The sequence below is a fragment of the Gluconobacter sp. OJA genome, assembly GCF_039638325.1.
Classification (GTDB): Bacteria; Pseudomonadota; Alphaproteobacteria; order Acetobacterales; family Acetobacteraceae; genus Gluconobacter; species Gluconobacter cerinus.
In genome coordinates this window covers 1,278,506-1,293,956 of sequence record NZ_JBDIWI010000001.1, presented here as the reverse complement: position 1 = coordinate 1,293,956, position 15,451 = coordinate 1,278,506, and the positions used below count along the sequence as shown (strand labels likewise).

The 15,451-nt window shown below is 57.3% G+C and carries 13 protein-coding genes; 4 read left to right on the top strand and 9 right to left on the bottom strand.

The features are described from left to right. The 3 genes from ABDK75_RS06120 (at position 1) to ABDK75_RS06110 (ending at position 4,031) form a co-directional block, all read left to right on the top strand. On the top strand, positions 1-786 hold the full coding sequence (locus ABDK75_RS06120) for a thiazole synthase (protein WP_046901496.1): 786 nt from the start codon (positions 1-3) through the stop codon (positions 784-786). Further along, on the top strand, positions 787-1,392 hold the full coding sequence (gene thiE, locus ABDK75_RS06115) for a thiamine phosphate synthase (RefSeq protein ID WP_346005232.1): 606 nt from the start codon (positions 787-789) through the stop codon (positions 1,390-1,392). Between the two features lie 74 nt (positions 1,393-1,466). After that, positions 1,467-4,031, top strand: a complete 2,565-nt coding sequence (locus ABDK75_RS06110) for a cation:proton antiporter (RefSeq protein ID WP_099212391.1) — start codon at positions 1,467-1,469, stop codon at positions 4,029-4,031. Between the two features lie 29 nt (positions 4,032-4,060). Here ABDK75_RS06110 and ABDK75_RS06105 read toward each other — a convergent pair whose 3' ends face one another. Next, complete coding sequence (locus ABDK75_RS06105; RefSeq protein ID WP_346005829.1) at positions 4,061-5,440, bottom strand: MFS transporter; 1,380 nt, start codon at positions 5,438-5,440, stop codon at positions 4,061-4,063. Positions 5,441-5,954: 514 nt separating this feature from the next. Between ABDK75_RS06105 and ABDK75_RS06100 the strand changes: the two genes are divergently transcribed. After that, entirely contained in the window at positions 5,955-7,562 is a 1,608-nt protein-coding gene (locus tag ABDK75_RS06100; protein ID WP_346005231.1) for a porin, read from the top strand. A gap of 39 nt (positions 7,563-7,601) precedes the next feature. Here the strand turns inward: ABDK75_RS06100 and ABDK75_RS06095 are convergent, their stop codons facing one another. Genes ABDK75_RS06095 through ABDK75_RS06060 form a run of 8 tightly spaced genes read right to left on the bottom strand, consistent with a single transcriptional unit; the run spans position 7,602 to position 15,410 of the window. Continuing rightward, positions 7,602-8,393 (bottom strand): MBL fold metallo-hydrolase, encoded by a 792-nt coding sequence (locus tag ABDK75_RS06095; RefSeq protein ID WP_211498116.1) that lies wholly within the window; start codon positions 8,391-8,393, stop codon positions 7,602-7,604. Beyond that, the gene (locus tag ABDK75_RS06090; RefSeq protein ID WP_346005230.1) at positions 8,390-9,175 is read right to left on the bottom strand and encodes a TatD family hydrolase; all 786 of its coding nucleotides are present in this window, start codon (positions 9,173-9,175) and stop codon (positions 8,390-8,392) included. The genes ABDK75_RS06095 and ABDK75_RS06090 overlap by 4 nt, the downstream gene beginning before the upstream one ends. Further along, positions 9,172-10,710 carry a methionine--tRNA ligase gene (metG, locus tag ABDK75_RS06085; RefSeq protein WP_346005229.1) on the bottom strand — a complete coding sequence of 513 codons (1,539 nt, stop codon included), beginning with the start codon at positions 10,708-10,710 and terminating at the stop codon, positions 9,172-9,174. Before metG ends, ABDK75_RS06090 begins: the two co-directional genes overlap by 4 nt. A 29-nt stretch (positions 10,711-10,739) precedes the next feature. Then, the gene (locus tag ABDK75_RS06080; protein ID WP_099212377.1) at positions 10,740-11,663 is read right to left on the bottom strand and encodes a DNA polymerase III subunit delta'; all 924 of its coding nucleotides are present in this window, start codon (positions 11,661-11,663) and stop codon (positions 10,740-10,742) included. Further along, positions 11,660-12,325, bottom strand: a complete 666-nt coding sequence (gene tmk / locus ABDK75_RS06075) for a dTMP kinase (protein WP_346005228.1) — start codon at positions 12,323-12,325, stop codon at positions 11,660-11,662. Before tmk ends, ABDK75_RS06080 begins: the two co-directional genes overlap by 4 nt. After that, positions 12,309-13,586, bottom strand: coding sequence for a D-alanyl-D-alanine carboxypeptidase family protein (locus ABDK75_RS06070; protein ID WP_046901487.1), 1,278 nt, complete (start codon positions 13,584-13,586; stop codon positions 12,309-12,311). Before ABDK75_RS06070 ends, tmk begins: the two co-directional genes overlap by 17 nt. Beyond that, positions 13,583-14,440, bottom strand: coding sequence for an RlpA-like double-psi beta-barrel domain-containing protein (locus tag ABDK75_RS06065; RefSeq protein ID WP_346005227.1), 858 nt, complete (start codon positions 14,438-14,440; stop codon positions 13,583-13,585). The genes ABDK75_RS06070 and ABDK75_RS06065 overlap by 4 nt, the downstream gene beginning before the upstream one ends. Then, positions 14,427-15,410, bottom strand: a complete 984-nt coding sequence (locus tag ABDK75_RS06060) for a lytic murein transglycosylase (protein ID WP_099212368.1) — start codon at positions 15,408-15,410, stop codon at positions 14,427-14,429. Before ABDK75_RS06060 ends, ABDK75_RS06065 begins: the two co-directional genes overlap by 14 nt. Positions 15,411-15,451: the final 41 nt, after the last annotated feature.

Genomic DNA, 15,451 nt, shown 5'->3' with positions numbered 1-15,451 from the left:
ATGCAGTTCTACGGCACTGAACTCTCTTCGAGGCTGATGCTGGGCACGGCCCAATATGACAGCCCCGCCATTCTCGCAGACGCGGTAAAGGCCGCTCAGGCTGGTGTTGTAACCGTGTCTTTGCGTCGCGAAGCTGCGGGCGCTCAGGCAGGACAGGCATTCTGGTCTCTGATCCAGAGCCTGAACGTCCCCATTCTCCCTAACACCGCAGGTTGTCATGGGGTTCGGGAAGCGGTCACCACAGCACAGATGGCCCGGGATGTTTTTGGAACGGACTGGATCAAGCTGGAAGTGATCGGCCAGGGAGACCTACTTCAGCCAGATGTTTTTGGGCTGGTCGAGGCCACACGGATCCTGACGGAAGATGGCTTCAAGGTCTTCCCATACACAACGGAAGATCTGGTTGTGGCTGAACGGTTGCTCCGTGCGGGTGCTGAGGTGCTGATGCCATGGGGCGCACCAATTGGTTCGGGCAGGGGGCTGAACAATCTTTTCGGCCTCCGCGCATTGCGCAGCCATTTCCCGGACATTCCAATGGTCGTGGATGCCGGCATTGGAAAGCCATCTCACGCCACGGCAGCCTTTGAGCTCGGATACGATGCCGTTCTGATCAACACGGCGGTCGCCAAAGCAGGAAACCCGGCCCAGATGGCCACTGCGTTTCGTCTGGCGTGCGAAGCCGGGCTTGCCGGATTTGCTGCAGACCCTATGGAAGAACGCGATATGGCGGTGCCCTCGACCCCGACCCTCGGTCTGGCCCGCAGCCTCGGTGGAGAAATGCTGTAAATGTCCCGTCTGCCTTCGAAAATCTATCCTGTCGTTGATCATCCTCGTTGGGTCGAACGCCTCGGCGGAGCGAGCGCGCGTTTCATTCAGCTGCGCCTCAAGGACATGCCGTCAGAAGAAATCCGGGCGCAGGCTGAAACTGCCCAGGAACTGGCCGCCCGCCATAATGTCGCCCTCGTGCTGAACGATTATTGGGAGCTGGCAATCGAACTGGGCTATGAGTGGCTGCATCTGGGGCAGGAAGATCTTGAGACCACAGACCTTGAGGCCATCCGCCAGACAGGCATTCGCCTCGGCATCTCGACCCATAGCCATGAAGAACTGCAGCGTGCTTTGGCCTGCAAGCCCGATTACGTTGCACTCGGTCCGATCTGGGAAACGAAACTGAAGAAGATGGCGTTTGGTCCCCAAGGTGTTGAGCGCCTGACCGAGTGGCGTGAACTCAGCGGCGATGTCCCTCTGGTTGCCATTGGTGGCATCACGCTTGATCGGCTGCCGTCCTGCCTGAAGGCAGGGGCAGACAGCGTTGCCGCCGTAAGCGATTTCATTCGCGCCGAAGACCCGGAAAGCCAGGTCAGACAGTGGCTTGCAGCCTCTGACACATAATTTGCAAGACAGAGCTATCGTGGGGCGGCAACCGTCTCTAGGATGGTTTTCGAACCAAGGGAGTACGGAATACAATGATGGTGACAGGCCTTGCAGCCGTTCTTCTCGCGATTGCGTTCCTGCTCACGCTCGTCAGCATCATTCAGCCTCTGGCCAAACGGCTTGAGATTTCCGAAACGGTTCTGCTGGCCCTTGCTGGCATCGTTCTGGGTGGCGCTGCGTCTCTTGTTGTTCGTTCCTCCGCAACGGACCTGCTGGATGGCGCCGCCGAAGCCCTGATCTATTTCCCGATCAACAGTGAGGCCTTCCTGTTGATCTTCCTGCCCATTCTGGTGTTCCAGGGTGCCATGGGCATCGACGTTCGTCGTCTGGCCCATGAGACAGCGACAGTGCTTCTGCTGGCGGTTGTGGCGGTTGTGGTTTCCACAGCCACCATTGGTCTGGCGCTTTACCCCTTCGCCAATCAGAGCCTGGTGGTCTGCCTTCTCCTTGGATCCATTGTCGCCACGACTGATCCGTCAGCCGTGGCAGGCATCTTCCGGGAGATCGGCGCTGCGTCACGTTTGACGCGCCTTGTCGAAGGTGAGGCGCTCCTGAACGATGCCGCCGCGATTGCGATTTTCGCCATCCTGCTGGCCTCCGTCACCTCCCACCGGCACATCCATCTCGGTGAGGCGGTCGTTGATTTTGCGTCGGCTTTTGGTGGTGCCATTGTTGTCGGCGTCTGTCTTGGCCGCTTGACCCTGCTGCTCATCGCGGGCCTGGGGGGCGCACCGGCAGCAGAAATCACCCTGACCCTCGCTCTGCCATACACGGTCTATATTCTCTGTGACGAAATGCTCGGCTTCTCCGGCGTTGTCGCTACCGCAGCAGCGGGTCTGACAGTCTCAGCTTACGGACCGTCCACCTTCCGTCCGCAAGTCTGGCGCTTTCTGAACGAGCTTTGGCAGCAGCTCGTTTTCTGGGCAGGCTCTCTCGTGTTCCTTCTTGCCTCCATGCTGGTTCCGCGCCTCCTGATTGGCATGACCAAGTGGGACTGTGTGCTCATCCTGATCGCGAGCGTGGCAGGTCTGGTCGCGCGCGGTGCCGTTGTGTTCGGTATGCTGCCGATCCTCGCCTTCACCAAGCTTTCGCCACCTGTCCCAACGCCTTTCAAGGCTACCATGGTGTGGGGCGGACTTCGTGGCGCCATTACTCTGGCGCTCGCGCTGGCCGTGACCGAAAACCAGAGCGTCTCAAGCCCCGTGGCGCACTTCATCGGTATCATCGCAACCGGCTTCGTGCTGATTACCCTACTGGTTAACGGGACGACCCTGCGTTCACTCGTCCTGTTCCTGAAGCTTGATCAACTGTCACCGATCGATCAGGCGATCCGCCAGCAGATCCTTGGGATCGGCCTTGGTGAAGTCGCGGAACGGACGCGCGTGATGTCTGATGAACTGGGCTTTAGCGAGCAGACGCGCATTGGTGTCATCAGCCGGATCGAAAAGCGCGCTGAAAAGGAGAGGGCGGCCAATAATTTTGAATCTGCCCTGAGCGACCGCGCTCGCGTCAATATCGCGCTCATCACGATTGCCAATCAGGAACGCTCTCTTCTGTTGGACCTGTTTCGCATTCAGGGCCTGTCGCGCCGAGTCATGGAAACGCTCCTGCGGACGGCTGAAGCCATGGCCGATGGCGCGCGTCTCGAAGGACGTTATGGCTATGTCCGCGCCCTGAAGCGCCGACTACAGCCGCCGGTGAGATTCCGGGTTGCCCAGGAACTGCACAGCCGCTTCCATTTCGACGAACCTCTGATGTACGCGATGATGGAACGCTTCGAGATGCTGATCATCGCGCATCTCGTGTCACTGTCGTTGCAGCGCTTTGTAAGGCAGCGCATGGAGCCAACTCTCGGCCCGCGTATTACGGAAATCGTGTCCGAGGTTCTGGGACGTCAGCGCAAGCTTCTGGACGATGCTCTGGAAACACTCCGTCTGCATTATTCCGGTTACTCGGAAGCTCTCGAAAGCCGTATTCTCCGTCAGATCGCGCTGCGCCTGGAAGACGAAGAATACGATGCGCTTCAGGCTGACAATCTCATTTCCGAGGAGCTGCATCGGGAACTACACCGGGATATTGAACGCCGGAGCGCGCGCCTTGAAGCTCCCCTGCGCTTTAATCTCAAGAGCGGCATTGAACAGCGGCTGCGAGCTTTCCCAGCTTTCAATGGCGTGCCGGACAGTGTGCTGCACACATTGTCCCGGAAGGTCGCGATGCGTTTCGTTTCACCGGGCGAAGTGCTTTTCAAGCGTGGGCAGAAAGCCAGGGTCGTCTATGCACAGGTTGCGGGCTTGGCCGAAGTTCATCTTCCAGAGCGTGAAATTCTGTTTGGCAGCGGAGATCTGATCGGTGCTGCCTCTGTTATTCGCGGCGAGAGGCTACAGGGCACAGTCCGGTCGCTTCAGTTCAGCCATCTTCTGGCAATCCCCAAGCCGGTATTCGAAAAACTGATCACCGACTACCCGATTGTCCAGCGTCTCATCATCGCTCGAAGCAATAAGCGCGCAGACGGCCTTCTGGACCCATACGTCGTGAAAACGGCAGAAGGCGTGAGGCTGGCTCCCGCTCAGGGGCTCAAGGGAATTGCGTCTTCCTGAGCCTCATTCCGGCCTTATGCTACTTTCAATTACGAAGCTCTTTTCTCAGGCGCCAGCAGATCCCGCCAAAGGAAAGAGCATCCCAATAGAATACAGGCTGCCAGCAGACACGCCCCGCTGTGAATAAGCCAGAACGGGACATCTGCGACATGGCCGATCAGGGTTGAAAGTTTCCCGATCATCAGGTTTGCCAGAAAGAGATGCAGGGTGAAGCAGGCGACAAGGATAGTATTGAGGCTCGCAGGAGCAGCACGGGAATATAACGCCATACCGATCGCGTAGCTCATACTGAAGCCGATATCGTTGATCGTATGAAAAGCAATGCCCCATAGCAGACTGACCTGATGCGGCGCAGGATAAAGCCACGATGCAAGGGCCAGAACGAGCGGGCCACACGACGCGATAAAGGCCCCGATGGCAACCTTTGTGATTTCCGCTGGGTCCGGGCGACGGCGATTATAGAGCTTCCAGAAACCAAGAACAGAAATCGTACAAACAGTACTGACCAGACCATCCAGCGACACAAGACTGCTGACCGGGAACGGGTGCCCCAGAAGTGTCAGTTGGTAATGCTCACGACCCCACAACAAATAACCATCGAAAATTTCGGAATTTGGCAGGGCGCTCAGAGCCAGAACGGGCAAAAGCGCCAAAAGCAGAACTGTTGTTTTCTTTTCCGCAGGGGTCAAAGATGGGCGAGGGATGATTGCTTTGGAATGGCCGTCTTCCGGCAGCCAGCGCCTACCCAACATATAGACGAAAAGCCCCGTCAGCATTCCTAGACTGGCTGCCAGAAAGCCCCAGTGCCAGGCCTTGATGGCAAGATAAGCGCATAGGGCAGGAGCTGCGATGACCGCAGCCTGAACACCCAACGAATAGATCTGATAGGCCTCTGAGCGTCGTGGATCGTCCAGTGCATAAAGAGCGCCAACCTGCGCGCGTAAACCACCAGCCGCACCAAGCCCTAACAGGAGCGTGGTGATGGCGATGACAAAACTCCAGTCAAAAGACATGAGAACATGCCCGACTGTCATAAGGATCGCACCGAGGAAAATGGTTCGGGTTCGACCGAGAAACCGGTCAGCGACGATACCGCCGAGAAGAGGGGTTGCGTAAATCAGTGCCAGAAAAAGGCCAGTAATTGCACCTGCCGTAGCCTGTGTCCCGACCGGTGCGTAAATCGCACTAAGGAAAGACTTCAACGCACTCATACCCAGCACATGATCTACATGCCCGGGCTGAAGCAGGTAGTCCGCCAGATAGAGCACCAGAATGGCCTGCATGCCGTAAAGCGAGAATGCTACGCAGCCTTCAGTCAGCACCAGGACCCAAAGCCCTCTGGGATGCCCAAACAAATCCTTGGAAGACGGCACTTTCACGGCATCGACCACAGGGTCGTTCGGAATCACTTCGGTCAAAACAGTCTCACAGCCTGAAGAGAGGAGAGACCATGGGTAAAGGCCAATCAGACCATGGGTAAAGAGGCTAAAAATTTATGGCAAAATGCCATCAACAAACCGCGATCAGTTATTATGGCATTTTGCCACTGAATGAAAATTCGCACGCGGCGATATACCAGAGAGCCATAAGCATCAGAGAAAGTGGCAAAATGCCATAAATCACTTAACTCAATGCAAAGAACGTCAAACCAGGCCAAAAACGTGGAGAATAAGCCGATTTCAGTCTCCAAGGCTGGGTTTTCAAATGCAGAAGAGGCTCAATATTTCGCTTCACACGGATGTCGTATAATATATATTATGCCAACTTATACATCAAAAACAGCCGGAAAACTCACATATCCGTGATACACGATGACTTGTTGCGAAGAATGTCATTTTTGGCGCTAACGTGAAACGAAGATCAATTCTTCTGGTGCACGAACCCATTGTCGTGAACCGGATCCTCCGCTGGAGCGGTTGTTGCATGCCACGCCTTTCATTGCGCCAGATTGCTTTTCTGAGCTGCGTTTTTTCTGTTGGGTCTCTCACGGTTCTTCCTGCAACCGCACATGCCGACGATTACACCGAACTTCTGGATATCCTTCGGGCCAAAGGCAGCCTGACACACGGAGAATATAACAGCCTTCTGGCACACCATCTGCGACATAGCCGATCCGAGGCATCTTCCAACCCGGCAAAACGCAACCGATACCGCCGCTATAACCCCACTCAGTATGACGGCAGCCTGGAGCCCCCCGACGTCACAACCATCGCTGCCGCTCAGGCCGCACGCCGTGCAGCCAGTGAAGCTGCGGCTGATGCACGCGACACACGTTCCATGCTCCGTCAGGCGCGCGCGAGCTACGATCCAGATAGCGTTGTGCGCGTCAAACCTTATGTCGCAGGCAAAGGCGTAACCGTTCAGGCCGGCCAGATCGAGATCAATCTCTCAGGCTTCGTCAATGGATTTTACACGTATAACAGCCCTGGCGGCGGCAAGCCCGTCGCAGGTGGCGTCTCCACCGGCTCCAGTGGATTTGATTCCTCATCCGTCAGAAACGGCCTGCTTCCTGGTGGCCTCATCCTGAAATTGAACACGGTTCAGGACGGCATCAAACTTGGCGCGGTCTTCGGAATGTATCCGGGACTGAACAACGCAGATGTCGGCGCGTTCAACGCCAACTCCGGTGGTAGCCCCGTGGGCCTCGGAACAGCGGGCGTTGATTTCCGTCAGGTGTACATGACAGCTGGCACCGACAGACTTGGTACCATCAAGATCGGTCGTGACATTGCCCTGTTCGCATCTGATGCCATTCTGAATGATGCAACACTGCTGAGTGTCGGCAGTACGGGCAGTAATGCCAACCCGGCCAATACATCTCTGGGCCGCATTGGTGTAGGTTACGTCTACACGGACTGGCTCCCACAGATCACCTACATTTCCCCAAAGTGGCATGGTCTTCAGGGATCTGTCGGCATCATGACGCCGCTGGATCCGTTCAACTATGCTGGCGGTGGACTGTCTGCGACAAGCACGCAGCACAGCTCGCCAATGGTTCAGGGTAAAGTTACCTACGACGCAAAAATTGCAGGATTCACCACACGCCTCTGGGCCAGCTTCCTGACCCAGCACGTCCAGAACCTGACAAGCTCAACCCTGGGCACAGACAGCCGCAAAGGCGCGACCGTCGCTGCAGGCGATGTTGGCGTCAAGCTCTCCCGCGGACCGTTTGAAGGCGTGGCTTATTACTATTACGGTAATGGTTTGGGCACGACCGGCCTGCTGTTTGACGGAATTTCCCAGTCCGGCCGCAAGCGAAACTCGGAAGGATACTACGTTCAGGCCTCCTACAAGATTCTGCCACGCCTGAAGCTGGTTGGAAGCTATGGTGTCAGCAATCTTTATCAGGCTGCAGGCGAAGACAATCCATCGCTGGTCCGTCGCAATCAGTCCGAAGTTGGAGCACTTTATTACACACTGACAGACTGGATGTTCCTCGTGGGTGAATATGCCCATACGGAATCCGATGCTCATGGCCCGAACCATGAGAGCGATCATACCATGTCAGCGGGCGCGATGATCACCTTCTGAGCAGCCACAAAGACCGGGCAGACCACCCTGCCCGGTTTTTCAGAACGTCAGAACCATTCCATCATAAGCCGGACGCACATCCGGCGGCAGGGTCTGGCATAGAATGTCGTAATCCATATCTGTGCCCATATGAGTCAGGATTGTGCGCCCTGCCCTGATTTTCGTGCGCCATTCCAACACACGCTCCAGCCAGGCATGAGCTGGATGCGGTTCATATTGGAAGCAATCCACAACCCACGTATCCACACCATCCAGAAGCGTCAGAGCGTCTTCGGACAATGTTTCAACATCCGTGGAATAGGCAAATTTTCCAAACCGCAGCCCCAGAGACGTGATCCGCCCATGACGCTGCTCGAAAATACGCCCTTCCAGACCGGGAAAATCGATGTCTTCTCCAGCTGTAACGACTTGCTCATTGAAAACCGGACGATAAAAATCCGGGCCTTTCCAAGGCGCAAACGCATAGGCAAACCGCTGCCGAAGCTCTTCCAAAGTGCTTTGCGCGGCCAAAAGCGGAAGTGGTTTATCAATCACACGGTTGATGGCCCGCAGATCATCAAGTCCTGCAATGTGGTCACTATGCGGGTGCGTATAGAGCACTGCATCAATGTGGCTCAGGCCACAATTCAGCATTTGAGAGCGGAAGTCCGGCCCGGAATCAACCAGAAGCCGAAACCCACCCTCACCTTCAACAACAATCGAAGAACGCGTACGCCTGTTCTTGGGATTCTGCGGATTACAGTGCCCCCAGATCCCCGTTTGTGAGCCGTTCTGACCGCCAAGCATTGGCACGCCAGCAGAACCTCCACATCCAAGGATTGTGACTTTCACAGGCGTGTCCTTGCAAAAAGACGATATACGTTTTCGGTGGTGATATCCGCGATTTTCTCAGCAGAAACCCCCCGCTCCTGCGCCAGTCGCGCAGCTGTGTGGGCCACATATCCCGGTGTATTCGGCTTACCGCGCTTTGGAACGGGCGCAAGAAACGGACTGTCCGTTTCAACCAGCAGCCGATCCTCAGGAACGATCCGCGCAACATCCCGGATTTCCTCACATTTCGGAAACGTCAGAAGTCCGGAGAAGCTGATATAGCCCCCGAGTTCGAGCGCAGCCTCAGCAAGCTTGGGCCCCGAAGCAAAGCAGTGAATCAGAAAAGGAAACGCACCCTTCCCGCTTTCTTCGCGCAAAATCGCGATCGTATCATCGTCTGCCTGTCGCGTATGAATGACGACCGGCAAACCTGTCTCACGAGCCGCAGCAATATGTGTGCGGAATGCAGCGTGCTGCGCCGGTTTCGCCTCATCTCCACTGTGGAAATAATCCAGCCCGGATTCACCAATAGCCACCACGCAGGATGGCTCGGCTTTCTGAACCAGCTCTTCCACAGAAGGAAGACGCTCTTCACCCACATGATCCGGATGCGTGCCGATGGCACACCAGACGCGCAGGTCTGGCGTGTCAAAGCGCGTCAGACCAATCTGGGTCTCTGCCTGTGAAAAGCGCGTCCCGATCGTAATCATGCCAGCCAGACCAGACTGCCGCGCGATCTCCAGCGCGGCAGGCACATCGTCCAGACGATCAAGATGGCAATGACTGTCGATCAGTCCCGTCATTCTGCGTCCTCGACGACGAAGCGCGGGAACAGTCCTTCCGGCTTCGGCAATGTGCGACCACCTGGAAGCGGCGTTTCAAGAGCAGCGAATGTGCGCTCGCTCTCTTCCACACCAAGCTGGGTCAGCATCTTGTCCATCGTGTTGGGCATATAGGGCTGAAGCATCGTCGCAATCGCACGGATCACATCCAGCAACACACGCAGAACATGCGCCATCCGCTCCGGATCAGTCTTCTTCAGCGCCCAGGGTGCCTGACGGTCAATGTAAGAATTGGCCGCACGGATGATCTTCCAGACTTCCTCAAGCGCATCCGTAATGGCTTTGCGCTCGATCTGCTCGCTCATCAGAGACGGCAGAAGCTGCGCCGTGGCCAGAATGGTCAGATCGTCTTCTGTCTGTGGCCCGCGTTCCGGGACAACGCCACCAAGATTGCGCGCCACGAGGCTCAGCGTCCGCTGGCACAGATTGCCGAGATCGTTCGCCAGTTCGACGTTTGTGCGCGTAATCATCGAACGACGGCTGAAGTTTGAATCACCACCAAACGGCACTTCTCGCATCAGGAAGAACCGCAGCGCATCCAGACCGAATTCATCAGCCAGCGCCTTCGGGTCCAGAACGTTGCCGAGAGACTTGCTCATCTTCTCGCCTTCGACCGTCCACCAGCCATGGGCGAAGACGCTTTTTGGCAGCTCAATACCCGCAGCCATCAGGAAAGCCGGCCAGTACACGCAATGGAACCGGGCGATTTCCTTGCCAACAATATGCAGGTCCGCCGGCCAGAACTTCACACGCGGATCATTCAGATCCGGGTAGCCCACAGCCGTCAGATAGTTGGCGAGCGCATCGAACCAGACATACATGACGTGATCCGGATCGTTCGGAACCGGAATACCCCATTTGAAGCTGGTGCGGCTGACGGAAAGATCCCTCAGCCCCTGCTTCACGAAGCTCTCGATCTCCCGACGCGGTCCATGCGGACCAATAAACTCGGGATTGTCTTCATACAGCTTCAGCAGACGGTCCTGAAACTCGGACAGTTTGAAGAAGTAGGACGGCTCCTTGACGCGCTCTACTGGCGCACCGGATGGAGCAACCATCGTGCCATCCGGCTTCTTGACCAGCTCATCTTCACCAATGAACGCTTCATCGCGTGTGGAGTACCAGCCCTCATACGCGCCGAGATAGATGTGACCGTTAGCCGCAACTTTTTCCCACAATGCACTTGCAGCAACCTTGTGGCGCTCATCCGTCGTACGGATGAACTCATCCGTGGAGATCGCCATGTCCTGCTGCATCTGGCGAAAAGACGCAGAAATCTTGTCGGCGTAGGCTTGCGTCTCCATGCCCTGAGCGGTCGCGGTCTGCTCAACCTTCTGGCCGTGCTCGTCCGTCCCGCTGACGAACAGAACGTCTTCACCGTTCAGGCGATGGAACCGGGCCAGAACGTCCGCCGCGATGGACGTATAGGCATGCCCGATATGCGGAGCGCCGTTCACGTAGAAAATCGGAGTTGTAATGGTGAAGCGCCGCGTCATGTCCACTCGTCTTGTCATGCCTGAGCCATTCACGTTCCGGCAGCGAGTTCTACTGCCTGACGGATGGCCTGGGCCTTGTCCAGATTAAAACCGTCTGTCTGCCGCCTCAGTGTATCAAGTTCCGAACACTGACGGGCAGAAGAATCAGCAACAGGCAGGTCGCCACGTCGTGCTGCCGAGCGTGCACGGTCTGCCAGTCCCTCGCCTAGCAAATCACAGAGCAATGCGAAACCTTCCGTCTCACGGGCAATCCGGTCAATGAGAGGAAGCATATCAGCCGTAAGCGTCTTCCCCGCCAGTATTTCCGCCACAAACGCAGCAATCGCTCCGTCCCGATCCTGAGCAAGAAACAATGCGCGCCCTGGAGAACCATGAGACCGCGCAAGAACATCTTCCGGAACATCAGGAACCAGCACGCGCATATCCGCGTCAGGCAGAGGCGAAAGGGCAAGCGCGCGACATCTGCTACGGATGGTCGGAAGCAGCCGTCCCGGAGACGCGGTTGTCAGCAGCAGGATAGCTTTCGGGGGCGGCTCTTCCAGAATTTTCAGAAGCGCATTTGCTGCAAAACGGTTCAGATACTCCGCGCCGTCCACGATCACGACACGCCACCCACCTTCCGTGGCTGTGTGGTGCAGGAAAGATTGCACGGGCCGCACATCTGCAGCCGTGATTTCGCCCCGCAAACGACCCTTTTTCTCGTCCACTGCACGCGAGATTTCCAAAAGATCTCCGTGTGTCCCAGCTGTAATACGCCGTGCGGCTGCAGAGGCTGGATCTTCTCCATTCAGCAGTATCCGCGCCAGTCGGAACGCGAGCGTCGCCTTTCCAATCCCGGCAGGGCCGGAAATCAGCCATGCATGATGTAATCGCCCAGACGCAAGGGCAGCACGAAACGTCTCTTCAGCCGCTTCGTGGCCTCGCAGGTCGAATGTGTGCCGTGGATCCGTCACGCGTCAGACGCGCACGCCGTATGACCGAGCTTCTCCGACACAGCATCCAGAAGGGATCGGCTGACAGCTTCAGGAGTGCGGCCAGCGTTAATACGCTTCACGCGCTCCGGTTCTGCCTTGGCAATCGCATCGAAGCCAGAAAGGACACGCTGATGAAAAGCCTCAGCCTGTCCTTCGTATCGGTCTGTCCGGCCTCCGCGACTTTCCAGTCGCTCCAGCGCCTGTTCGCGCGGGAGTTCAAGCAGCAAGGTCAGATCAGGCTCTCGCCCGACAAGACGTCGTGCGCCGGTAATGAAGTCCAGACGTTCCGTTGATCCTCGCCCAACACCATAGCCCTGATAAGCCAGCGTCGAATCATGGAACCGATCACAAACTACAACTGCGCCGCGCTGAAGAGCCGGAAGAATGAGGTTATCCAGATGGTCACAGCGGGCTGCCATATGAGCCAGCACCTCTGCCCGCCAGGCCAGCTCTTCTTCTCCGAACAGCAGAAGGTGCCGGATTGCCTCTGCGCCCGGCGTTCCGCCTGGCTCGCGAGTCAGAATAGCTTCGTACCCTAGCCCACGAATGTGGTCTGCCAGAAGGCGCGCCTGCGTGGATTTCCCCGCGCCCTCGCCACCTTCCAGCGTAACGAACAAACCGTTTTTAATTTGCAGGGCCATGACCAAGGCGCGCCATCGCACGTCCAACCAGTCCGAGTTTTGCAACGGATGCACCAGCCTGAAGCGGCACACGAATGTCACCCATGCCCGGCGCTGAAATTACGATCGCGCCACAGGCCTGACCTTCAACGACCGGTGCAATCACTGGTGACGCATAATCCACTGCAATGTGGGAGCGCTGCTGCCAGCCCACCGGCATGGTCATCACAATGTCAGCACCCGCGACTAGCGGTACAGCCTTGTGTTCCCCCATCCAGACCGGCGCATGATCCACAACCTGCCCCTTACGGAACAACGTGGCATTTTCGAAGTTTGCAAACGCCCAGGACATGAGGCGTTCACCTTCATGCGCGCGCTCATTGCTGGACGCTGTCCCGTTAATCACGACAATCACGCGATTTCCGTTCCGGCTCGAGCTGGCACAGAGACCAAACCCACCCGCATCGGTGTGGCCCGTCTTCAGGCCATCAGCCAGTCCCTTGTCGACCAGGACGTTACGGTTGCCCTGACGGATCTTGTTGAACGTGAATTCCGTCTCACCGAAGAAATGGTAATATTGCGGGAAGTCACGGATCAGGTGCATGGCCACGGTCGCAACGTCATGCGCGGACATGTAATGCCCTTCGGCAGGCAGACCGGTCACGTTCATGAAGTGCGAATTTGTCAGACCGATCTTAGGAGCTTCCTCGTTCATCATGGCGACGAAACGCTCTTCAGAGCCGGCGATCCCTTCTGCGAGCACAACGCAAGCGTCATTGCCTGACTGAATGACCATGCCTTGGATCAGTTCAGAGACAAGTACGCTCTCGCCCAGCGGCACGAACATCTTGGAGCCCTGCGTGCGCCAGGCTTTCTCACTGACCGGAAGCCCCTGCTCCAGGTGCAGACGTCCGGTCGCCAACATGCCGAACACGATATAGGCCGTCATCATTTTCGTCAGGGACGATGGTGCCATCCGCTCATCTGCAGATTTATCCAGCAGAACTGCACCCGTGCTGGAATCCACAATGTAAGCCCAGCGCGCAACGGTATCGAACGGACCAATCGGCGTATTGGCAGGCGTCCCAACCGGAGCAGCCGGAACATCAGAAGCGGCGGCAGCGGCTTTTGCATGAGCTGCGGCATGATGGTGCGGGCGTGCCAGCGCACTCAGCGGCCCGCCAAAAGAAGCACAGGCCGCAAAGCCCGCAACACCACCGAAAAGAGAGCGTCTAGTCCGCACGTTCGTCCCCAGTTGTTCGGCCTTTGTCACGGCCGTCATTCCACAATGATCCGCGCGCCCTCTACCCCGCACGCATGGGTCCGGTCCAGTGCCGCATCGGCCTGGGCGGTATCGGTATAGGGTCCGGACCTTACGCGCCAGTCCAGCCCTGCTCCATCTGGCACACGCTGAACCTCGCCGGAACAGCGCACTGCCACACTCGCGGCGGCCCCATGCCCGGAAAATTTTCCAAGAAGAACATATAGCCCCTGCGGACCTGTCATTCCCTGAGACCACGTTACAGGTAACGGCGTGAGCGCAGCGGACAGTTGGCCACCCACAGACGAGTCGCTGCCATAGACTTTTTTCGAAGCGCCACCATCAAGCGACTCTGCGCGAACTTCCCCAACCGGAGCAGACTGGACGTCCAGATGCGGTGCACCCGTCAGTCCCTCCATAACGGAACGGCTCGCGGTTTCGTCTTCAACAATCTCAACAGGCGTATCAGACGTCATGCCCAGCAGATCTGCGGCCTTTGGAGACAACGCAACAACGCGCCCTGCACTTTCCGGCCCCCGTCGGGTCAGCCGGACCCGAACCACCCGCCCATTCAACAGATTTCGGACAGTCACGATCGACGGCAGTTGAAGGGTTTGGTGTGACCCGGTCATTCCACCCGAAGACCAAGCCTCTCCGTCAGAAGCCAGTTGCCCATGTAACGGCGCCTCACGTGTCGCAAGACCCGTTGCCCGATAGTCGAACTGCTCATTGGGATAAAACCAGCCCTGCGGGCCGTGCCACGCATTCCCCAGCTCATAGTGGGGATGCGGCACAATAGCAGGCTCATCATCCTGATGACACGCCCCGACCAGGGGCAAGAACGCCAGAAGTGGCGCGAAATTACGGAGAAACAATGCCGGTTCCCAGAAGACCTACGCCCAGCGCGTAATAATCAGACGGGTTGTAACGACGGATCACGTTGAAATTATGGTAAACCATAAAGGCCTGCGTCCCCGGACCATCTGGCTGCACAATCGCGCCTTTTACGTCAGTACGGGAGAAACGCGCACCATCTGCCCGCCGCACGCCGCGAGACATCCACTCTGCCAGCGACTTGGTATTGGTCCGGCCAATCTCACTTTTATCTAACGCGCTGGCCAGTGTGACTTCCTGGCCCCATGGCTCGTAAGGCTGCCAACCGCATTTCCCGAGATAGTTCGCGATAGACGCAAACACGTCGGGCTGGGACGTCCAGATATTACGCTTGCCGTCACCATCACCGTCAGCCGCATACCGCAGATATGCGCTCGGCATGAACTGGGCCTGCCCCATGGCACCGGCATAGCTGCCCATCATGGCTTCCGGTGCGATATCACCATCATTCAGGATCTGGAGCGCCTTCATCAGCTCCCCACGGAAGAACGTTGAACGCCGTCCATCGAATGCCAGAGTCGCAAGGGCATCCACGACAGAGAAAGTGCCGGTATGCGCACCAAAACCCGACTCGAGACCCCAGATCCCCATCACGCCCCGATCGTCACACCCAAAGCGTTCACTGACAGGTGCCATGACGTTCTCTACGCCCGAATAGACAGTACGGCCCTTCTGAAAACGCGACTCCGGCAGCACGCGATCACGATACTGCGCCCATGTCAGGGTGAACTCCGGCTGATGCCGATCGAGCTTAAGAACCTTGGCATTGGGTTCTCGCGTCAAAGCCAGAGCACGGGAGACGATGCTGGAAGAAAGCCCCTGCGCCAGTGCCTGTGATCGGACGCCGGCGAGAAATGCACCGTAGTCCTCAGCTGCAGCAGAGCGGATCCCCATCGCAGCCGCTCCGGCAACAGAGGAAAAGGCAGCAAGAAGATGACGTCTTTTAAGCACGGGAATATCAGCCCCCAGAGGGTGGTTCATTTGAAGCGCAC